Below are 17,761 nucleotides of genomic sequence, written 5' to 3' on the forward strand. Positions count from 1 at the left end.
CTCCTATGCCAGATATAAGATTTTTCTTTGTAAATGATCCTGATGGATATACGATTCAACTTTTAGACGAATAGTAATAAAACTTACTGCAACAAGTGATTCATAGTAAAAATAGCTAAATCCTTATTTAGACTTTAGCTATTTTTATTGTTTGGATTATTAAATATATCTATGACTCTATATTTTACGCCTAAATCTTAGGTTTCACCAAGTTTCCTTTAAAATCATAATACTTATATCCACTCCTATTGTTAAAGGCCATCAGTTTTTGTTTTAATGGAAGTTGCTCTTATACTCGTCCAACCTCAAATCATTGATATAACTACACTTCATCGCTTCATGTTATTTCATATCATAAAAAAATATCTTAAAAACCCGTCTTAAACGTGTGATTTTTAGCTATTAACACCTGGCTACAATCTAGTATTTTCAATATATTCAGTACAAAAATACACTTTCCATAAATAATTTTCTAATAACAAGATTATTTTAAACTACAAATAGTTCTTACAATCTACTATAACTTTAATTGTATACGCATTCAAATATAAATCAACATTTTTATCATTATTTTTAGAACTTTAATATTCAACTTGCACAAGCTTTTATCTCATAAAATTTTAGTATATATAAAAAGCCTATAAAATTATTATAAAATCTTAGATATCCATGAAGTTACTTACTATAATTTTATATACTTCTATTTCAATCTGCTATCCAAGATTTTCAACAACCCTGTCCTATTTCACCAACCTATCCCCCCTCCCCCAAAATATAATACTGCATAAAATCCCCATATTTGATATAGTTAAAAATATAGTAAAATTTATTATAAATACTATCAAGGAGATATCATATGAAAAAAATCATTAACTTAGGTGTAATAGGAAGCGGATTCATATTAGACACCTTCCTAGAAGCAGCCTCAGAATTTAAAAACTTAAATCTACATACTTTCTACTCAAGAAGTGAGTCCACAGCTATAAATTTCAAAGAAAAATACAATTTTGACAAATACTCTACATGTTTAGAGGACATGGCTAAAGATAAAAATTTAGATGCTATATACATTGCTTCACCGAATGCAATTCATCATGACCAAGCCATATTATTTTTGCAAAATAAGAAACACGTACTTTGCGAAAAGGCATTTGCATCAAATTATGAAGAAGCATTAAATATGATAAATACTGCTAAAAAAAATAATGTGGTAATAATGGAAGCTATGAGAAGCACTGTTACTCCTAATTTCAAAATCTTAAAAGATAATCTTCACAAAATAGGGGAAATTAGAAGATGTTTTGTAAGCTTTTGCCAATACTCTTCTAGGTACGATAAATACAAGGAAGGTACTATTTTAAACGCCTTTAAAAAGGAATTATCCAATGGATCTCTTATGGATATTGGGGTGTACTGTTTAGCTCCTATTATAAATTTATTTGGACCTCCAAATAATATAAAATCTAATGCTTTCCTTTTAAGCACTGGTGTAGATGGTCAAGGGAGTGCAATTTTGGATTATGGCACTATGGATGCTGTACTAATTTATTCCAAGATTGCAAACTCTTATATTCCCTCTGAGATCCAGGGTGAAAATGGAAGTATCTTAATTGATAAGATAAATAATTTTGATAATATAAAGATTGTTTATAGAGATGGAACTGTGGAAGATATAGGTGTTAAACAACATGAAAATAATATGTATTATGAGATAGAGGAGTTTATTAAATTGGTTGAATTGAGTCATACTGAAGCAGTTTATTCTTCTTTAAATACTTTGGATAATACTCTTAATACTATGCTTACTATGGATAAAATTAGGGAGAATCTTAATATAGTTTTTCCTGCTGATAATAAATAGCATTTTATCTCATCATCAAATAGTAAAAAAGCATAGGAATTTAATATAAAATAAATTTCTATGCTTTATTTACAATATTCAAAAATACTCTTATATCAAGTAATATAGGAGCTTTATATTTATTATATACAAAATTTTCAATTCAATTTATTTTACCATAAACATCACAAGTATATAATTTTTCTAATTCAATTTAAGTTTCCTAGTATAATTTATTTCTTATATAACATATCTATATGTGGAATATTATCTTCTAAATATTCTTTGGAAACAGCTTTAAACCCAAGGCTACCATAAAAATTAAGTAAATATGCTTGTGCCTGAATTTTTATAGTATCCTCAGATAAGTTGCTTTCTACAAAATCAATAGCTTTTAACATCATTTCTCTTGCAATCCCTTTGCCACGATAACTTTGCTTAACAGATACCCTTCCTATTGATATCTCCTCGTAAGAAACTCCTTTTTCTAAAATTCTTAAGTATGCAACTACTTCACCATTTTCTTCAGCAAATAAATGATATGAATTAAAATCTTTATCATCGCAGTCTAAATATGGACATTCTTGTTCCACAATAAATACTTCATTTCTTAGTGCTAAAATTTTATACAAGTCTTCTACATTAAGTTCATTAAATTTTTTAATTTTCCAATTCATAAAATTATCTCCATCTATATTTTACTTAAACCTTCCCTATAAAAACAGAAAAGTACCGAGCCTAATCCCTTCTTAAAAAAAGTTCATTCATTTTTCTTTCAGAACATGCCTTTTCTAATTTTTTTGAAATTGCCAATAATGACTCTTCATTTACACTTCGAGATTTACTTGGACAAATAGCTACACAACGCATGCATGAAATACATTTTTCTTTTTCTACCAACGTTGGATTTTCTTTTGAAATAGCATTAACTGGACACTTTATAGCACAAAGACCACATTTCTCGCATTCTTGTCTCACTTTTGGAACTAAAGGAATAACCTTATATTCTTTATACGGATTATTTCCTGGTACATATAAATCTTTAGTACCCTTTTCCTGTTTTAAAACTTCTTTAATCTCATCAGAGAATTTTATCAATTCTTCTTTGTCTTGTAAATCTGGTCTACCAGTAGCAAATTGATTCATAATAGAATGTTCTGTAACTGCAGCAATTGCTGCAATACTGACAAACCCCAATGTTGTTAATGTATCTTTCAATTCTAATAATACATCTTCATATGCTCTATTGCCGTATGTTGCTACTAAAATGACTTTTGAACCATTTCCATTTAACTTCTTAATATTAGACATTGCTACCATTGGAACACGCCCACCAAAAGATGGAACTGCTATAATACAAAGATCTTCTTCACTGAATGTAAATTTCGAGAAATCTTCCATTGTATTTGATAAATCTAATTCTATTCTTTCATAATCAAATTGTCTACTTATTAAATCTGCTACTTTTTTAGTTCCACCTGTAGGACTAAAATAAATTTCAAATACTTTCATATATTCTATATCTCCCCTCTGAACTTAACTCTATCTACTATTATATACAACCTATACTTATTTCGCATTATATAGCAATTGTTAAGTAAACATATCATATGCCCCCCTATTTATAAATAGTTTCAGATCCATTTGCTAATATACCCCTAACATAATTTATAAACTCTTCCATACTTTTATCAACATAGTTCCCCCTAAAATCCATAAGACTTTTTTAATTACTCTTTTATATAATGATTATTGCAAAGTAAAATAATGCTATAATAAAAATAAATATACAATTGTTATATAGTACAAATTAATAAAATATATTTGGGAGAATAAGTATGAAGACACTAATAGAAAATTCATTTTGGATGATCGTAATTGTTTTTGGAAGTATGTATTTGATATTCTTAGAGATTAGAAATTATAATAATAATAAACGTTTAAAGTCTCAAATAAAATATACTGAAGAATCTATTGTTGATATGAAAATAATAAATAAGCGTTTTTCTAAAGGCACTATTATGAGAATTAGTGGAGCTATACTTCCATCAGTATTACCAAGTACATACACTATTGAATTAGAATATAAGGGTAATAATTATGAAATAAATGATCAAGAAATATTTACTTCTTATGAAATAGGAGAGTTTATAAGATTAAAACTAATTGAGAGTTTAGATAAAGATAAAAATATCATAAAGTATGATTTATTTAAATTAAGTTAAATATTTAAGTTTAATATAATGCAAACAAAAAAGTATGGATATATACTCCTACTTTTTTGTTGCTAAAATAAGTTATAAAATTAACATTTATTTAAGACATAGCCTAAATTTTAGATTACTAATCTCTTAGTTCACAATATATTAATATTGTTCACTAAATCTACTCTACAAATTGGAATTTATAAATCTTTTATAAGTAGTATGGTTCCTAAAATATATCCACAATCCCATTTTCTAAATTCTTCTTCCTCAAATCTAAAGAATGGGTGTTTAAATACACACCCCCATCCATCAATATCATATATAGGGAGTTTCTCTTCTTCTGACATTTTAATAACTTTTAAAGAGTCTGGCAAATTCATACCAAATATTTCCTCATCACTATATATTTTTTCTTGATAATCAGGTATAGATAGTAAGCTTCCACACATCAAAAAATCAAGAGACATACTATATATTTTACCTTCAGATAATTCATCATCATCGTCAATATCATACACTTTTTCTTGTGCCTTCACTTTCAATATGTCTACACCAATAGATGCAAAAAACGCTTTTTGTTTTTCAGACATTGTATTAAAGATATTTTTATTTACTTGACTATCTTTTGCATAGTTTCTTTTCATATATAGGTCTTTTGTAGCTTCAATATCAATATCTATTTCCCACGGATAAAAATTAAATAGCATATTTATCACTCCCCAAATTCCTATTTTTAAATTAGTTCTAATTATTAAATTTACTCTCTTATCATTGACACAACTTTTTATTTCCTAATTATACCACACAATTAACTAATGTGGCATTAATGTTATATACAAACCTATTTCGTTATGTAAAAAGATGGTACCAAAGTACCATCTTTTTTACTACCATCTATTACTCAAATACCATTATATCATCTGATATATTATAAAAATCCCCATACTCGTTAATCTCTATATTGCATTTTTTATTTTTCAAATCAATATTAACCCTACTACTACAATCAACAATGATTTCTTACTTCAATTAAAGACTTCTAAACATATTTACACCTTTGACTTTCAATATTCTATATAATATGAAAACAGCTATTACAGTTATCACATTTCCAAGAATCAAAAATCTATTTATGTCATCAATTTTAAGTACATAACCAATACCGCAAAGTGCCACCACATATAACATATTGCCAGCCATAGTTAATAAGACACTTGCTCCCCTTTTTACTACAGCCACATCATTTATAAAGTCTAGTTTTGGATATAATAAATTTATTAAAATACCTAAAGTTGCACCAAATATGGCTAACAGGACAATTGCAATTATCACTAATACTGTAGATTTAACATCAAAACTTAGTCTAAATGATAAAACTATGAAACAAATAATTGATATTGGTATAGTTAAAACTAAATTTAATAATATCTTACTTTTAAAAATATCCATTTCTTTTATTGGAGAAGATTTTAATATCCATAAATTTTTTCCCTCCAGAGAAATTGATACACAAGATGTATTAGTCATTAGCAAGCAAAATACAGTTATACCAAGTGTTTGAACTAATATTAAATCCTTAACAACACTTATTTCTAACATTTCAGCTATTTTATCATAACCAACTAATAATACTGCTCCAGTAAATATGACTAACATTATCATTCCAACAAAAGTATTCATTACATACACATTTGATGAAAAATATCTTTTTACTTCTTTATTAAATAAAGCTATAACAGGGCTTGATGATTTTAATTCTTTAAATTTATAATTATTAGCTTTGTAAGTTTCACTTAATCTACCATTTATCTTACTAAAATTCTTTGCAAATAAATATACAAATAAAGTTATAGGAATTATTCCATCCAATAAAAATACCATTAAAGAAAGTATATCTCCATCTGTAAGGGCATCTACAAAGAAATATGCTGGCAGATATAATTTTTGAGTAACTTCTATTATAGATGAACTATTTTCTATAAGGCTCATCATTACATTTTGTGAGTTAAAAGATAAAATTAGTACTACTACAATTAATAATAAGTTCAATACTATTGATATTAAATTATTCTTTTTGCTTCTTGATGATATATTAGTAATGACAAATGCCAATAATGACGCAATTACTGTTGGAATTAAAGGTGCTACTAAAGTTGAAATTATTAAAAATAGTAGATAATATCCACCTGTTTCTATTTTTATAAAATAAACTATGCCTGGAATTAATATAAATGCTGCCGAAAATAAATAATTATTTGCAATGAGCATTAATATTTTACTACTTAATATGGTAGATTGTTTTATTGGCAAACTTGCTAACATTTCGTAATCCCTACTTTGGAAAAGATATGATGATGCTTTATATAATGAAGTAAAAAATGTTGTGAAAGTTGCTCCTAAAACTCCTAAAATAAGAAGTAATTCCATTTGATTTATTTGAATTAAAAAGTCTGATAAGTAAAAACATGCCATAAATCCGTAAATTGATAATATTATCATGGAAAAACTTATTAATAAAACCATACCTATAGCTTTCATTTTTTCTTTTTCATCTGCGTATTTTATTTTATAAATTCCTGTTTCATTTATAAAATTATTTTTCATTAATAGTGCTAAATTACTCATTATCTATCATCTCCATAAAAATATTCTCCAATGATTTATCACCTTTTACCTCTTTTGTTTCTCCATAAGCCATTAATTTTCCGTCTTTGATTATGGCAATTTTATCACATATCTTTTCAGCCACTTCTAATACATGAGTGGAGAAAAATATACAACCACCTTCATCACAAAATTCTCTCATTATCTCCTTCAATGTAAATGCCGCCTTAGGATCTAAACCTACAAAAGGCTCATCTAGTATTAATATTTTGGGATTGTGAATTAACGCAGAAATAATAGCCAGCTTTTGTTTCATACCATGGGAATAAGATGATATTAAATCACCTAAAGCTCTATTTATTTCAAATTTTTCTGAGTAATATTTTATTTTTTCTTGTCTTTCTTTTTTATCTACTTTAAATATGTCTGCAATAAAATTAAGATACCCTATTCCAGTAAGTGATTCGTATAAATCTGGGTTATCAGGAATATAGGCTATTTCTTTTTTGCACTCTATAGGATATTTTTTTATGGACTTTGAATTTATTAATACATCTCCTTCTTCAAAATCATGTATCCCAACTATGGACTTAATTGTTGTGGTCTTTCCTGCCCCATTGTGTCCTATAAATCCAAATATTTCTCCTTTTTTAATTTCCATAGATACATTGTCTACGGCTTTTTTGCTTTTGTATGATTTAGATAAATTTATTATTTTTAACATTTTATCTCCCTCTTTATATGTTTTATAGTTTTTTTCTTATACTTTTTATGTTTTGCCTTGTATGATTTATGATTTTTGTTTTATATTTTTTCTAGTTGTTATATATAATATATAACAACTATTATAATTATGAAACATTTTTTTATATTAAGCTATGTTTTAAATTAATGTTGATTTTATAAAGTATTTTACAGTAAAAAAGTAGGAGCTGATGGATGCTCCTACTTTCAAGTTTGTATTATATTAAAATTGTTAACCAAATCTATTGTACAAATTGGAATACTTATTTCTAATTGCCTGTGTAAGTTTTTTTAATGTTATTGTTAACAAAGAGTAATATAACTACAATAATAAATTTGATATTTATATATAAAACCCTCATCATTATTATAATTTAACTAAAATTTTCTACATTACTGCAAATACTCTCTTTGAATTTGATAGGTATTTTAATTATTACTTGATTCCATACATATTATCACCCATATTTTCTTTATTAAATTTCAATATCACTACATAATAAAAGTATATAAAATAGCTTATATACTTCTATGAAGGTATTCTCTTTGTTATAATAATTAAATAATACTTACTTTAAATGGGCAAAGGAGTAATTAATATGAAAATGAGTAAATGTATAATAGGTACAATGCTAATAGGTAGTTTATCAGTAGGTAGTTTTGTGCTTGGAAATGCTACTGAAAAATTAACTACTGTTGATGGTAAGGAGGTTATACAGGCTTACAATAATTTAGTAAATCAAAACGGTGTAGAGCATTTAATACTAACTGATATTAATGGTACTACAATGGATATTTACAGAAATAGAAGTAATGGGAGTGAGAGAGTAGACTTCTTTGATGAGGATGGTATGCTTGTAGATAGAACCATTACTACTGATTATGGTGCTACCTTCTTAACATTAGCCCAATATCAAACTAATGGTGAATGGCAAATTGAGTTACTAAAAACTTTGCCACCAGAGAATGCTCTTGGGGAAAATAAAGAACTTATGCAAAAATCCATGATTGATGGATATTTTCAAGAAGAATTTGTAGATGGGGTTTATAGAGATTGGAAAAAATCTGAAATAGATACGAAAACTAATTTAATAAAATATTCAGATGAGAGTAATAACATTTACATAGATTCTAATACTGGAGAAGTTGCTAAAAGAGAAATTCTCGTAGATGGTGAAGTTATAAAAACTTTTAATGTTGAAATTTTATCTGTAGATAAAGTAAGGCCTGAGGCTATGTTCCAAATGGATGCTCCTTTAATAAAACCTAATTCTATTGCTAATAATAAAAAATTGAGAACATTAATTAATGAACTTGAGGTTACTACAGATGATTGCTCTAATGTTGAGTATGCCCCTACAGATGGAAAAGGATAAATTGTAGAAAGATATATCATTTATAGTGTGTATTTAATATTTTTAATTTAACTTTTATAAGACTCATATACTGAAAAATAACCACATTCAAATGGAGGTAACGACAAATCCATTTGAATGTGGTTGCTTATTATGTATATTTACCACCCAAAGTATTCTGCCCAATAAAAAATACCATATTGAGATACAACCCAGTTTTCTAATGAACCTTGTGTAGCTTTTTCTATTGGTGGATTTATTAAAGTATATATTTTCTCATTACTTTTAATGTCTATTTCATATGGAGTATCTGATAGTTTCATGGTAATTGATTTTATAGGGTAACCCTCCCTTAAAATTGCAAACCTTAATGCTCCAGTAGGTGTTGCAACAAAATATGTAGTTAAAAGTAAAATTATCATTGCCAATATTACAACTATTTGTTTCTTTTTCATAAAGATATACCCCTTTTTTGTATAATAATCATCTTTAGCTTACCTATCACCAATTTTTATTCTAATGATTTTATTTAACTTAAAACTCGTATTATATAACAATTGTATATTCAATATTTTATATAATTTTCAATATTCATTTAAAACATATACTAAAAATAAAATCGGAAGTATGATGATATACTTCCTGATTTAAATATTATATTGCTTTATCACTTTTAGATAATTGTGGATATATACTATCTATAATTTCTTTTATTTTTCCTTTATACATAAGTTTAAATATACACCATGCTATAATACCACCTAATGTATTTAATATTAAATCATCTATATCAATAGCTCTTATATATGTTAATTCAAATATATTCATAAATAATTGAATTAGTTCTATTGATAATGATATTAAAAAAGCTATTTTCACAGAAGATTTTAAACTTCTTAATTTTTCATTTCTTATACACATATATAGTATAAATGGTATTAATAAAACTAAATTTCCACCTAAGTTTCTTATTATACCTCTAAAGTAAAATCCTTCTTTAAAGTAACCTATAAATGGTACTATATTTATATTGCATCTTTGTATTAAACTTAATCCTTCTACATACTCCCCTAATCCACCTATAATTACAGGTAAAATAGTTATTCCTATAAGAAAAAACAAATATATTACAAACAGATTAGTTAAAATTTCATCTCCAATATTAAATTTGATACCCTTTTTTCTTCTCTTTAATAAAATTATCATTCTTACAATTATCCATATTGGAAATCCAAATATAAATAATCCATGTAGCTCAAATGAATACATCTTTTGCCTCCTTATACAATATAATTTACATAAATTTACAATGATTAATATACTATTGCTATAATTCCATATCAATTATATTGTAATAATTATATGATGAAATAAATCTTTTTTAAAGACTAAAGTAACCATAATATCTGTTTCGCATTATATAACTATTGTGAGCTAAGTTTTTATTTAAATTTATGAGGCTTTTCAACTCTCATTTATTAATATATCCATACTTTGTGCATATATCTGACATTATATTTGAAACAAACGACATAGCAAATTTATCTTGTTAATAAACTCAATTTTTTATTATAACTTTTTATAAAATTCTTTTCTATTCAAATTTTTCCAATCTATAGATTCGAATTTTTCACGAGTAAATTCAAAAAACTGAATATAAGATATTGGTTCTTTTGTAATATCTTCACCTGGTGATATACCACCTATTTTTATAGGATCAATAACCCCAATATTTATAGTTATATTTTCTATATTCTCATTTTTATATAATTTTTCTACCTTATCTAATATCTCTTTACTGATTTCTTCCATTGATGATACACCAAGTTTTTCTAAAGTATTCTCATCTTCTTTTGTCAAGTTTTCTTTTTTAGACATATCAACTATTTTATTATAGGATTCTGAGTAAGTTATATAGTATAAATTGATATAATTATTTTCTTCAGATAATTTAACCAAACCAGTTTTTTTATCGTTATCATAGTTTTTAAATACTTCATATATAGCATCTTTCTCCGTCATATTTGAAAAATTACTGCACCCTAATGAAAATATTGATATTACTAATATAAAAGTCAAATATATTCTTTTTTTCATTGAAATTACTCCCTCATCTTATACATAATAAACTCTTGTGGAACACAAAAATGACTAATCTCTTAGTTCGCAATATATTAATATTATTCATTTGAATCCTTTTTAAAACATATATCTCTAAATGAAAGCAATAGTCCAAAAATTAATCCTTGTACTATAATATTTATCTTAGTGTTTTGCATAACACCATATATTATAAGTATTAATACATAAGAACTTATTCTTAATTTATGTTCTTTTTTCTCATTTAAATCATTTATTTTACTTCGTATATCTTTAAAGAAGTCATATTTGGAGTTTATTTTATCAAAAATCAGCATTGATATAGAGGCTGATATTATAAGTATTATCACCTTCATCATTTTGTCTCCTTTGTATATATTTCACGTTACAAAAAATTGTTCGTCATTTATCTAATATCATATTAATACAATTTATAAAATGACTATATTTTGATAAATTAAAATTCCCATATATAAAATTACTCTAAATCAGCTATTTAAATCGATTTAGAGTAATTTGAATTTTAAGCTCTATACTTAAAAAATGAACCTGTTGTCATAAAAAGGTGTGACTTTATCCTTAACTTAAATTTTAATATTTTATTTTTATATATTATTAAATTCTTTTATACATCTTGCTATAGCTTCTTGGGTACTATCAAAGTAAATTCCATTATCTCTTAGCTTTGTGTTATTAATTCTAAGATCTCTTTTCTTATCTTTAAATCTTTCTGTGTCTTTAATAATTATATCTTCAATTCTGTTCTGTAACCCTAAATTTTCAAGGACACTACATCCAATATCATAGGTGCAAATATCATTTTCACAACCAAAATTATAATCTCCAAAAGGTATACTAATTAGCTTCTCTATATTTTCTATAACTTCATAAACATAGCTAATACCTCTATATTCATTAGTTGCTAAGGATATTTTTTCTCCCTTTAATGCTGCATTTAAAATATTAGTAATTATATTTGTATTAACTCTTTTATTTCTCTGGGCATATGAAAACATCCAAGTTAACCTTAAATTATAATATTTTTCAAGTCTGTTTTTAATTTCTTTTTCAGCTTCTAATTTTGTATCCCCATATATATTATTAGGTCTTAAAATAATATCTTCCTTATAAGGCCCTTGCTCTTCATTTCCGGCATAAATCTGGTCACTGCTTGCAAAAATTAATGTTGAGTTATTTAGCTCACATCCCTTTGCTATATTTATAGTTCCACCAACATTTATCTCTTGAGCTAATTTAGGTTCTCTTTGACATCTACCAGTATCTGATATGGCTGCACAGTGAAAAACAATATCAATTTTATTATTTTTAAATAAATCATAAACCTGATTTTCATTAGTTATATCTAACTCTTTATGACTTAAGGGTAAGATATCATATTTATCTTTATAATACTCACTAAATCTCGATGCTAAAAATCCATTGCTTCCTGTAACTAATACCTTTTTCATATCCTCTTCCCCTTAACATTCCACTTTTATTTTGTCTTATTTATAATATTCAATAATAGCTTGAGTTCCTTCATCTTCTAATCCATTATCTGCAAGATTTTCATATAGGTCTAATACTTTATTTAAAACTGGAAGCTCTTCATTTTTGCTTTCCATAGTATCCCTTGCTATCTTTAGGTCTTTAATAAAATGCTTAATAAAGAATCCTGGTTCATAATCAGAATTTAGCATTTTAGGAGCATTATTATCCATTTGCCAGCTTCCTGCAGCACCTTTAGAAATAGCATTTAATACAGTATTTCCATCTAAACCAACGCTTTGTGCATAATGCATAGCTTCAGCAGCTGCTGCTATTGTCCCTGCTATAGCAATTTGATTACAAGCCTTGCAGTTTTGTCCACTACCTGCTTTCCCTAGATAAATTATATTTTTACCCATAGCTTCAAATACAGGAGTTAAATAATCAAAATCCTCTTTTTCTCCACCAACCATTATTGATAAAGTTCCATTTTTAGCTCCAATATCTCCTCCTGAAACTGGTGCATCTAACACATGAAACTTAGTACCTATTTCAGATAATTTTTTAGCTAAAGCTGGTGAAGATGTGGTCATATCAACTATGTATGAACCTTCTTTAGCATTAGCAAATATTCCGTAATCACTTAAATATACTTCCTCAACATCCTTAGGATATCCAACTATAGTAAAGATAACATCTGCATCATTTACACACTCTTTAATTGTGCTACAAACCTTGATTCCATCAACTTCTAAACCTTCACACTTTGATAAAGTTCTGTTGTATACACTAACTGAATGTCCTGCCTTCTTTAAATTTAGAGCCATAGATCTACCCATTACCCCTACACCTATCCATGCAATTTTCATAACAAATCCTCCCCTATTAAAACTATTTTTATTTATCTCTCTGCTATGCTTTAGTTAAATGTTTTATCTCTATAAATATTTATGTTAATTTATTATGTACTTATAATTTTATCACTAATTATAATATCTTAATATGATAAATTTTATATTTAAAGTCTTATACCTTCTTCTTTTAATAATCTTTTAATATGTTGTGTGCTTATACCATATCTAATTCTCAGTTTATCTAAATTTCTGCCGTTGTACTCACTAGCTATTTCCCTATTTCTAACTCCTTTTATGACTTTTCTATGAACAGGTATGTATACATTAGTTCCTCCATAAAGTTTGCTAACTTCCAAAAAATTGTCCATTCCTATTATATCTACCATGGCGTGTAAACCATCTGGTATATCGTCAATTAAAATATTCACTATAAAATCCCCCTTCTATTTGTTTTGTTATAATGTTTGCTCTTTTGTGTAGTTTCTAATTTATATAACTTCAATTTAATGTTATTACCTACTAGGAATATATATTTTACATATGTCTGCCTATGTGTTTGCATTTATCTTTTCATAATTAAATTTATTTCGTATATCTATTATCTATATTTTTTAATTTTGCATATTCTTTCTCAACCTATAATTGCTTGTATTTTTATCAAAGTTTATAATATTTTCTCCTGCCATTTCAACCAGTCTACTGCCTATGGCTTCATCCCACCCAAGTATATCTTCTATTGTCTTTTCCGAGGAAATAATTAAGGGCTTGCTTTTTAGATATCTACTATTTACTATTCTATAAATATAATTAATATCTGTTGGTGTTGTCTTTCCCTTTAGAAAATCATCTATAAAAAGCACCCTTGGATTTATGTATTTGTCCATTTCTCGGATAAAATTTTCCTCGTCCATTACTGATTGTTTCAAACTCATAATCATGTTGTTGTACTCCACATATCTGCAAGATACATTGTCATTTATTAATTTCAACATGGATGCTATACCTAAATGTGTTTTGCCTGCACCGGGAGAGCCACAAAGTAACAGTGATGAATTGGTCAAAGCAAAATTATCACAAAACTTGAATGCCTTATGTTTTGCCTTTGCTTGATATGGTTTCTCACAAACATAAGTGGCGAAGGTCTTTTTCTTAAAAACTTCAGTAAGTCCGCACTTTTTTAATTTTTCCAGGGATTGTTTTTTAGATAGACATTGGCAGGGCACTGCTACTTCATGATTATTTGAATCTAGTTGAAAAGTATACCCAAAATCTCTACATTTAGAACAATCATAATTACTCTCAACAAATTGGCAGCTATTCATAAGCTTCTCCATTTTTTCAATAAGCTGTGATTTCATAATTTATACCTCCTATCATAATCCAAGTTTTACTTCAAAGGCTTTAATTTCTTCCAAAAGTACTGGGTCTATGACCTCATCTTCATTTACATCGTATTCCTTTGGATTTCTATTTGATGAGGTATATGAGGAAGAATTGTTTGAATATGTATTTTTAGAAAAATCTCTGTTAAAAGGTGTCACATTTTTTCTGTTTTGATATTCCTGCTCTTTTTCTTTAAATTTTTCATAAGTAAATATATTTTCATCAATCCATTTTCTAATTATCCCCTTCAAATATGAATGTGTCACCGTTGATTTATCTATACAAATTTCTACGGCTTTAACAAAAAGTTCTGCTTCAATTTTTTCTGATATGTCAATAAACCACTGTCTACTGGCTGGATATACTGGTCCTATGTTTTCCTCATAAGTTTTTACAATTTTGGCTAAGTTTTTATCCACCGACTTACTTACCCACTCACTTTGTTTTTTTGATGTATGTTGATTTAAATTTTGTTCTACTTTTGCATTTATATCTGTATTTTTGTTTTCTGTATTTTTATCTAAATTTTCATTTTCATCTATTTCTTTATTTCCATCTTGCTCTATTTCTTTTGATCCATATTTATGTTGCTCTAAATTTAAATCTATATTTTGATTTATGTCTGTATCTTTATCTATATCTTCATCTATATCTGTATCTATATCTAGAGTTACGCTTTTGTTACATGAATCATCATCAATACATGATTTATTTTCTTTGTTAGATTTCTTGTTTGCTCTATGTTTTCTAACTCTTTCAGCACTACTACATTCACTACCAGTTAGTGTAGTTCCCTGAGGTAAAAAATATTCTCCATCATTTATAGTTTCCATCAAGTTAACTTTTTCAAGAAAATCTAAAGTCCTTTGCACATCATCCACATCTTCATCTAGTAATAATGATAATTCTTCTGCAAAAGTATCTTCCACATTATCAAAAAATATCTTATTTTCACTTTCCAATGATAGTATTATCATTTTCATATAAATTAAAATACAAGTATCTCCATTTTCTAATTTTCTAAGTTTCTTCATTTCTTTTTTTTTGAAGAAATCTTCTTTTAGCTTTAACCAATAGTATCTCTTTGCCATGTTTTATCCCCCATTTAATTTAAGATTCTAATTTCATCATTAGTTTTGATTACTTTTTCCTTCATTAATAAGTTTTTAAATACCTGTCTACCTCTAGAGTTGACCAAAGTCTGTATTCCACAGTGACCATTTTCTGTAGTAAATTCTCTAAGTGCAAAGTATTCCATACTGTTTGCCATAGGCTTGATAGCTCCTTTTTTATCTCTATAACAATAATTGTTTAAAATCAACCAACTTACCAAAAGACTTACTCTCGTTCCAAGTAATTTAGCTGTATCTCTAAAATTTGTAAGCAAATCACTTTGAATTCTGTAATCAGTAGGCTTTTCATCAGGAATTTCATTTTGAATATTTATGCTTTTCTTAATGAGTTTTGAGTAGTTATTTTGTGTCATTTCTAATAATCTAATTAAAACAGCTTCTGGTGAATTATATTTTTTCTCTAGTTTTATAAAATACTCCCTTGCTTGTTTTCCTTTTTCACTTCTTTGAATCATGCAAATTTCTTTCGCCATATCAATTTTTAAAGCATAGTCTACTATATTTTGTGTGCCTCCAAGGGTGTGACATTTTTGGGACACCCTTATGTAATCCACATATTCTTCAAAACCATATTCAATCATTCTAGGAAACCACTTCCTAAATTCTGTACCTATTTCTAAAAATTCGTGTAGTTGTCTTGCACTTACAATCACATTGTCATCCATATCTACACTAACTGGCACTATTTCATTTTCTAAACTTATCCTTTCTTTTATTATTTCCATATTTTATCCCCCTTTTTTTAATGCTAAGCATTATAAATTATTTGAGTAGTACTTAAGCAAAGCATTTTTATCGAATGTTTGTTCTATATTTTATATTTTACAGAACATAAGTTCTTTTTGCAACTATTTACTAGAATTTTTATTTTGTAAATTTGTATTGTTGATATTATAGTAATATGTTTTTTTGGCTTTTTTGTATAATATATATTTAGAAATTATGATTGGGGTTGAATGTAAAAATTATAAATATTTCATCAAATCAAGAGTTTATAGATGAATTAAATAGTATAGTAGGTTAGTTAAACAATCATCATTCTAGTGTAACTAATGATAAAGATTCATTTAATGAGTTAAGAAATGTATATGAAAAATTTGTATAGTATGACTTTTTTGATGATGATAATGTGAATAATAGGTATGGTTCATTGAGAGATTGCAATAATTCTGCCAGCGATAACTTTAAAGATATAGAGATAAAGGATTGCCCAATAACTGATTTTAATAATCTAGATTCGTGTATAAGAGAGGTTTTAGAAATAGAAAATCCTTAGTATGAATACTTATGTGTATGTTATGGTGATTATTAAGTGTATTAGATTTATGTTGTTATGTAAAAAAAGATATTAACATAATAATTTATACTTTTATGTTAAATAAATGCTCCTTTATGGAAATGACTAAAATACTCTCCTAGACAAGAGGAGATTTTTAGTGAGCAATTTCAAAAAGGAAGTAGTCAAAAATAAGTATTTTAAAAATGTATAGTAAAGAAACTTTAGAAAATTATAATTTTTATTTAACATTGATATAGATGGCTTCCAGGCTCTAGAGTAAAGTTAACTTACTATTTTCTTTTTCAAGTATACTTTTATTAAATACAAATAATGTTCTCTACAAAAAACAAGATTTAAATTTCAATGTAGTTCTAACTTAATTTTTAAAATTTATCATAGCTACGGATATTTTTTATTTATTTACATTCCAATATGGTTCTACTTAAATTGTATGAAATACAAACATGAAGGTTGTATCAGAAAGGCTATTTACATTCCAGTATGGTTCTACTTAAATCAATTTCAATTTTTTTATCAGTAATAACTAGAATACTATTTACATTCCAATATGGTTCTACTTAAATAAATATGCATCATTTTATCCTACAGGATTTTCATTTATTTACATTCCAGTATGGTTCTACTTAAATTATTGAGATTTTATAAAATACTTACTAACCACCATTATTTACATTCCAATATGGTTCTACTTAAATTTAGATATAGTTGAAATAAAATAAGAGATTGTCAGATTTACATTCCAATATTGTTCTA

19 protein-coding genes are annotated in these 17,761 nt (G+C 26.5%); 4 read left to right on the forward strand and 15 right to left on the reverse strand.

Going from position 1 to position 17,761, the window contains the following annotated elements; all coding sequences use genetic code 11:
* Positions 1-856 precede the first annotated feature (856 nt).
* A complete protein-coding gene (locus J7G74_RS06535) occupies positions 857-1,861 on the forward strand; it encodes a Gfo/Idh/MocA family protein (RefSeq protein WP_297133329.1) in 1,005 nt (334 codons plus the stop codon).
* 212 nt (positions 1,862-2,073) lie between these two features.
* On the opposite strand, the gene J7G74_RS06540 is transcribed toward J7G74_RS06535, so the two are convergent.
* On the reverse strand, positions 2,074-2,517 hold the full coding sequence (locus tag J7G74_RS06540) for a GNAT family N-acetyltransferase (protein WP_297133330.1): 444 nt from the start codon (positions 2,515-2,517) through the stop codon (positions 2,074-2,076).
* A 61-nt stretch (positions 2,518-2,578) separates the two neighbouring features.
* Positions 2,579-3,352 carry a 4Fe-4S binding protein gene (locus J7G74_RS06545; protein WP_297133331.1) on the reverse strand — a complete coding sequence of 258 codons (774 nt, stop codon included), beginning with the start codon at positions 3,350-3,352 and terminating at the stop codon, positions 2,579-2,581.
* Between the two features lie 326 nt (positions 3,353-3,678).
* On the opposite strand from J7G74_RS06545, the gene J7G74_RS06550 reads away from it, so the two are divergent.
* Positions 3,679-4,065 (forward strand): hypothetical protein, encoded by a 387-nt coding sequence (locus J7G74_RS06550; protein WP_297133333.1) that lies wholly within the window; start codon positions 3,679-3,681, stop codon positions 4,063-4,065.
* 179 nt (positions 4,066-4,244) lie between these two features.
* Here the strand turns inward: J7G74_RS06550 and J7G74_RS06555 are convergent, their stop codons facing one another.
* The 3 genes from J7G74_RS06555 to J7G74_RS06565 all read right to left on the reverse strand — a co-directional run bounded on the left by J7G74_RS06555 (position 4,245) and on the right by J7G74_RS06565 (position 7,375).
* Entirely contained in the window at positions 4,245-4,754 is a 510-nt protein-coding gene (locus J7G74_RS06555; protein ID WP_297133334.1) for a toxin-antitoxin system protein, read from the reverse strand.
* 322 nt (positions 4,755-5,076) lie between these two features.
* Positions 5,077-6,672, reverse strand: a complete 1,596-nt coding sequence (locus J7G74_RS06560; protein ID WP_297133336.1) for a putative ABC transporter permease subunit — start codon at positions 6,670-6,672, stop codon at positions 5,077-5,079.
* Entirely contained in the window at positions 6,665-7,375 is a 711-nt protein-coding gene (locus J7G74_RS06565) for an ABC transporter ATP-binding protein (protein WP_297133338.1), read from the reverse strand. Before J7G74_RS06565 ends, J7G74_RS06560 begins: the two co-directional genes overlap by 8 nt.
* 619 nt (positions 7,376-7,994) lie before the next feature.
* Between J7G74_RS06565 and J7G74_RS06570 the strand changes: the two genes are divergently transcribed.
* Positions 7,995-8,771, forward strand: a complete 777-nt coding sequence (locus J7G74_RS06570) for a hypothetical protein (RefSeq protein ID WP_297133339.1) — start codon at positions 7,995-7,997, stop codon at positions 8,769-8,771.
* Between the two features lie 140 nt (positions 8,772-8,911).
* On the opposite strand, the gene J7G74_RS06575 is transcribed toward J7G74_RS06570, so the two are convergent.
* The 10 genes from J7G74_RS06575 to J7G74_RS06620 all read right to left on the reverse strand — a co-directional run bounded on the left by J7G74_RS06575 (position 8,912) and on the right by J7G74_RS06620 (position 16,433).
* Positions 8,912-9,205, reverse strand: a complete 294-nt coding sequence (locus tag J7G74_RS06575) for a hypothetical protein (RefSeq protein ID WP_297133341.1) — start codon at positions 9,203-9,205, stop codon at positions 8,912-8,914.
* A 199-nt stretch (positions 9,206-9,404) separates the two neighbouring features.
* Entirely contained in the window at positions 9,405-10,019 is a 615-nt protein-coding gene (locus J7G74_RS06580; RefSeq protein ID WP_297133342.1) for a VanZ family protein, read from the reverse strand.
* 300 nt (positions 10,020-10,319) lie between these two features.
* Entirely contained in the window at positions 10,320-10,847 is a 528-nt protein-coding gene (locus J7G74_RS06585) for a hypothetical protein (protein ID WP_297133343.1), read from the reverse strand.
* A gap of 83 nt (positions 10,848-10,930) precedes the next feature.
* On the reverse strand, positions 10,931-11,206 hold the full coding sequence (locus tag J7G74_RS06590; protein ID WP_297133344.1) for a hypothetical protein: 276 nt from the start codon (positions 11,204-11,206) through the stop codon (positions 10,931-10,933).
* A gap of 249 nt (positions 11,207-11,455) precedes the next feature.
* Entirely contained in the window at positions 11,456-12,319 is an 864-nt protein-coding gene (locus J7G74_RS06595; protein WP_297133345.1) for an SDR family oxidoreductase, read from the reverse strand.
* Positions 12,320-12,355: 36 nt separating this feature from the next.
* A complete protein-coding gene (locus J7G74_RS06600) occupies positions 12,356-13,207 on the reverse strand; it encodes an NAD(P)-dependent oxidoreductase (protein ID WP_297133346.1) in 852 nt (283 codons plus the stop codon).
* Positions 13,208-13,356: 149 nt separating this feature from the next.
* The gene (locus J7G74_RS06605; protein WP_297133348.1) at positions 13,357-13,620 is read right to left on the reverse strand and encodes a Mor transcription activator family protein; all 264 of its coding nucleotides are present in this window, start codon (positions 13,618-13,620) and stop codon (positions 13,357-13,359) included.
* A 183-nt stretch (positions 13,621-13,803) separates the two neighbouring features.
* The gene (locus J7G74_RS06610) at positions 13,804-14,514 is read right to left on the reverse strand and encodes an ATP-binding protein (protein WP_297133350.1); all 711 of its coding nucleotides are present in this window, start codon (positions 14,512-14,514) and stop codon (positions 13,804-13,806) included.
* A 51-nt stretch (positions 14,515-14,565) separates the two neighbouring features.
* The gene (locus tag J7G74_RS06615) at positions 14,566-15,666 is read right to left on the reverse strand and encodes a phage replisome organizer N-terminal domain-containing protein (RefSeq protein ID WP_297133352.1); all 1,101 of its coding nucleotides are present in this window, start codon (positions 15,664-15,666) and stop codon (positions 14,566-14,568) included.
* 14 nt (positions 15,667-15,680) lie between these two features.
* A complete protein-coding gene (locus tag J7G74_RS06620; protein WP_297133354.1) occupies positions 15,681-16,433 on the reverse strand; it encodes an antA/AntB antirepressor family protein in 753 nt (250 codons plus the stop codon).
* A 404-nt stretch (positions 16,434-16,837) separates the two neighbouring features.
* Between J7G74_RS06620 and J7G74_RS06625 the strand changes: the two genes are divergently transcribed.
* A complete protein-coding gene (locus J7G74_RS06625; protein WP_297133356.1) occupies positions 16,838-16,984 on the forward strand; it encodes a hypothetical protein in 147 nt (48 codons plus the stop codon).
* The last annotated feature ends 777 nt before the right edge of the window (positions 16,985-17,761 follow it).

It is taken from the genome of Terrisporobacter sp. (genome assembly GCF_017888745.1).
Classification (GTDB): domain Bacteria; phylum Bacillota; class Clostridia; order Peptostreptococcales; family Peptostreptococcaceae; genus Terrisporobacter.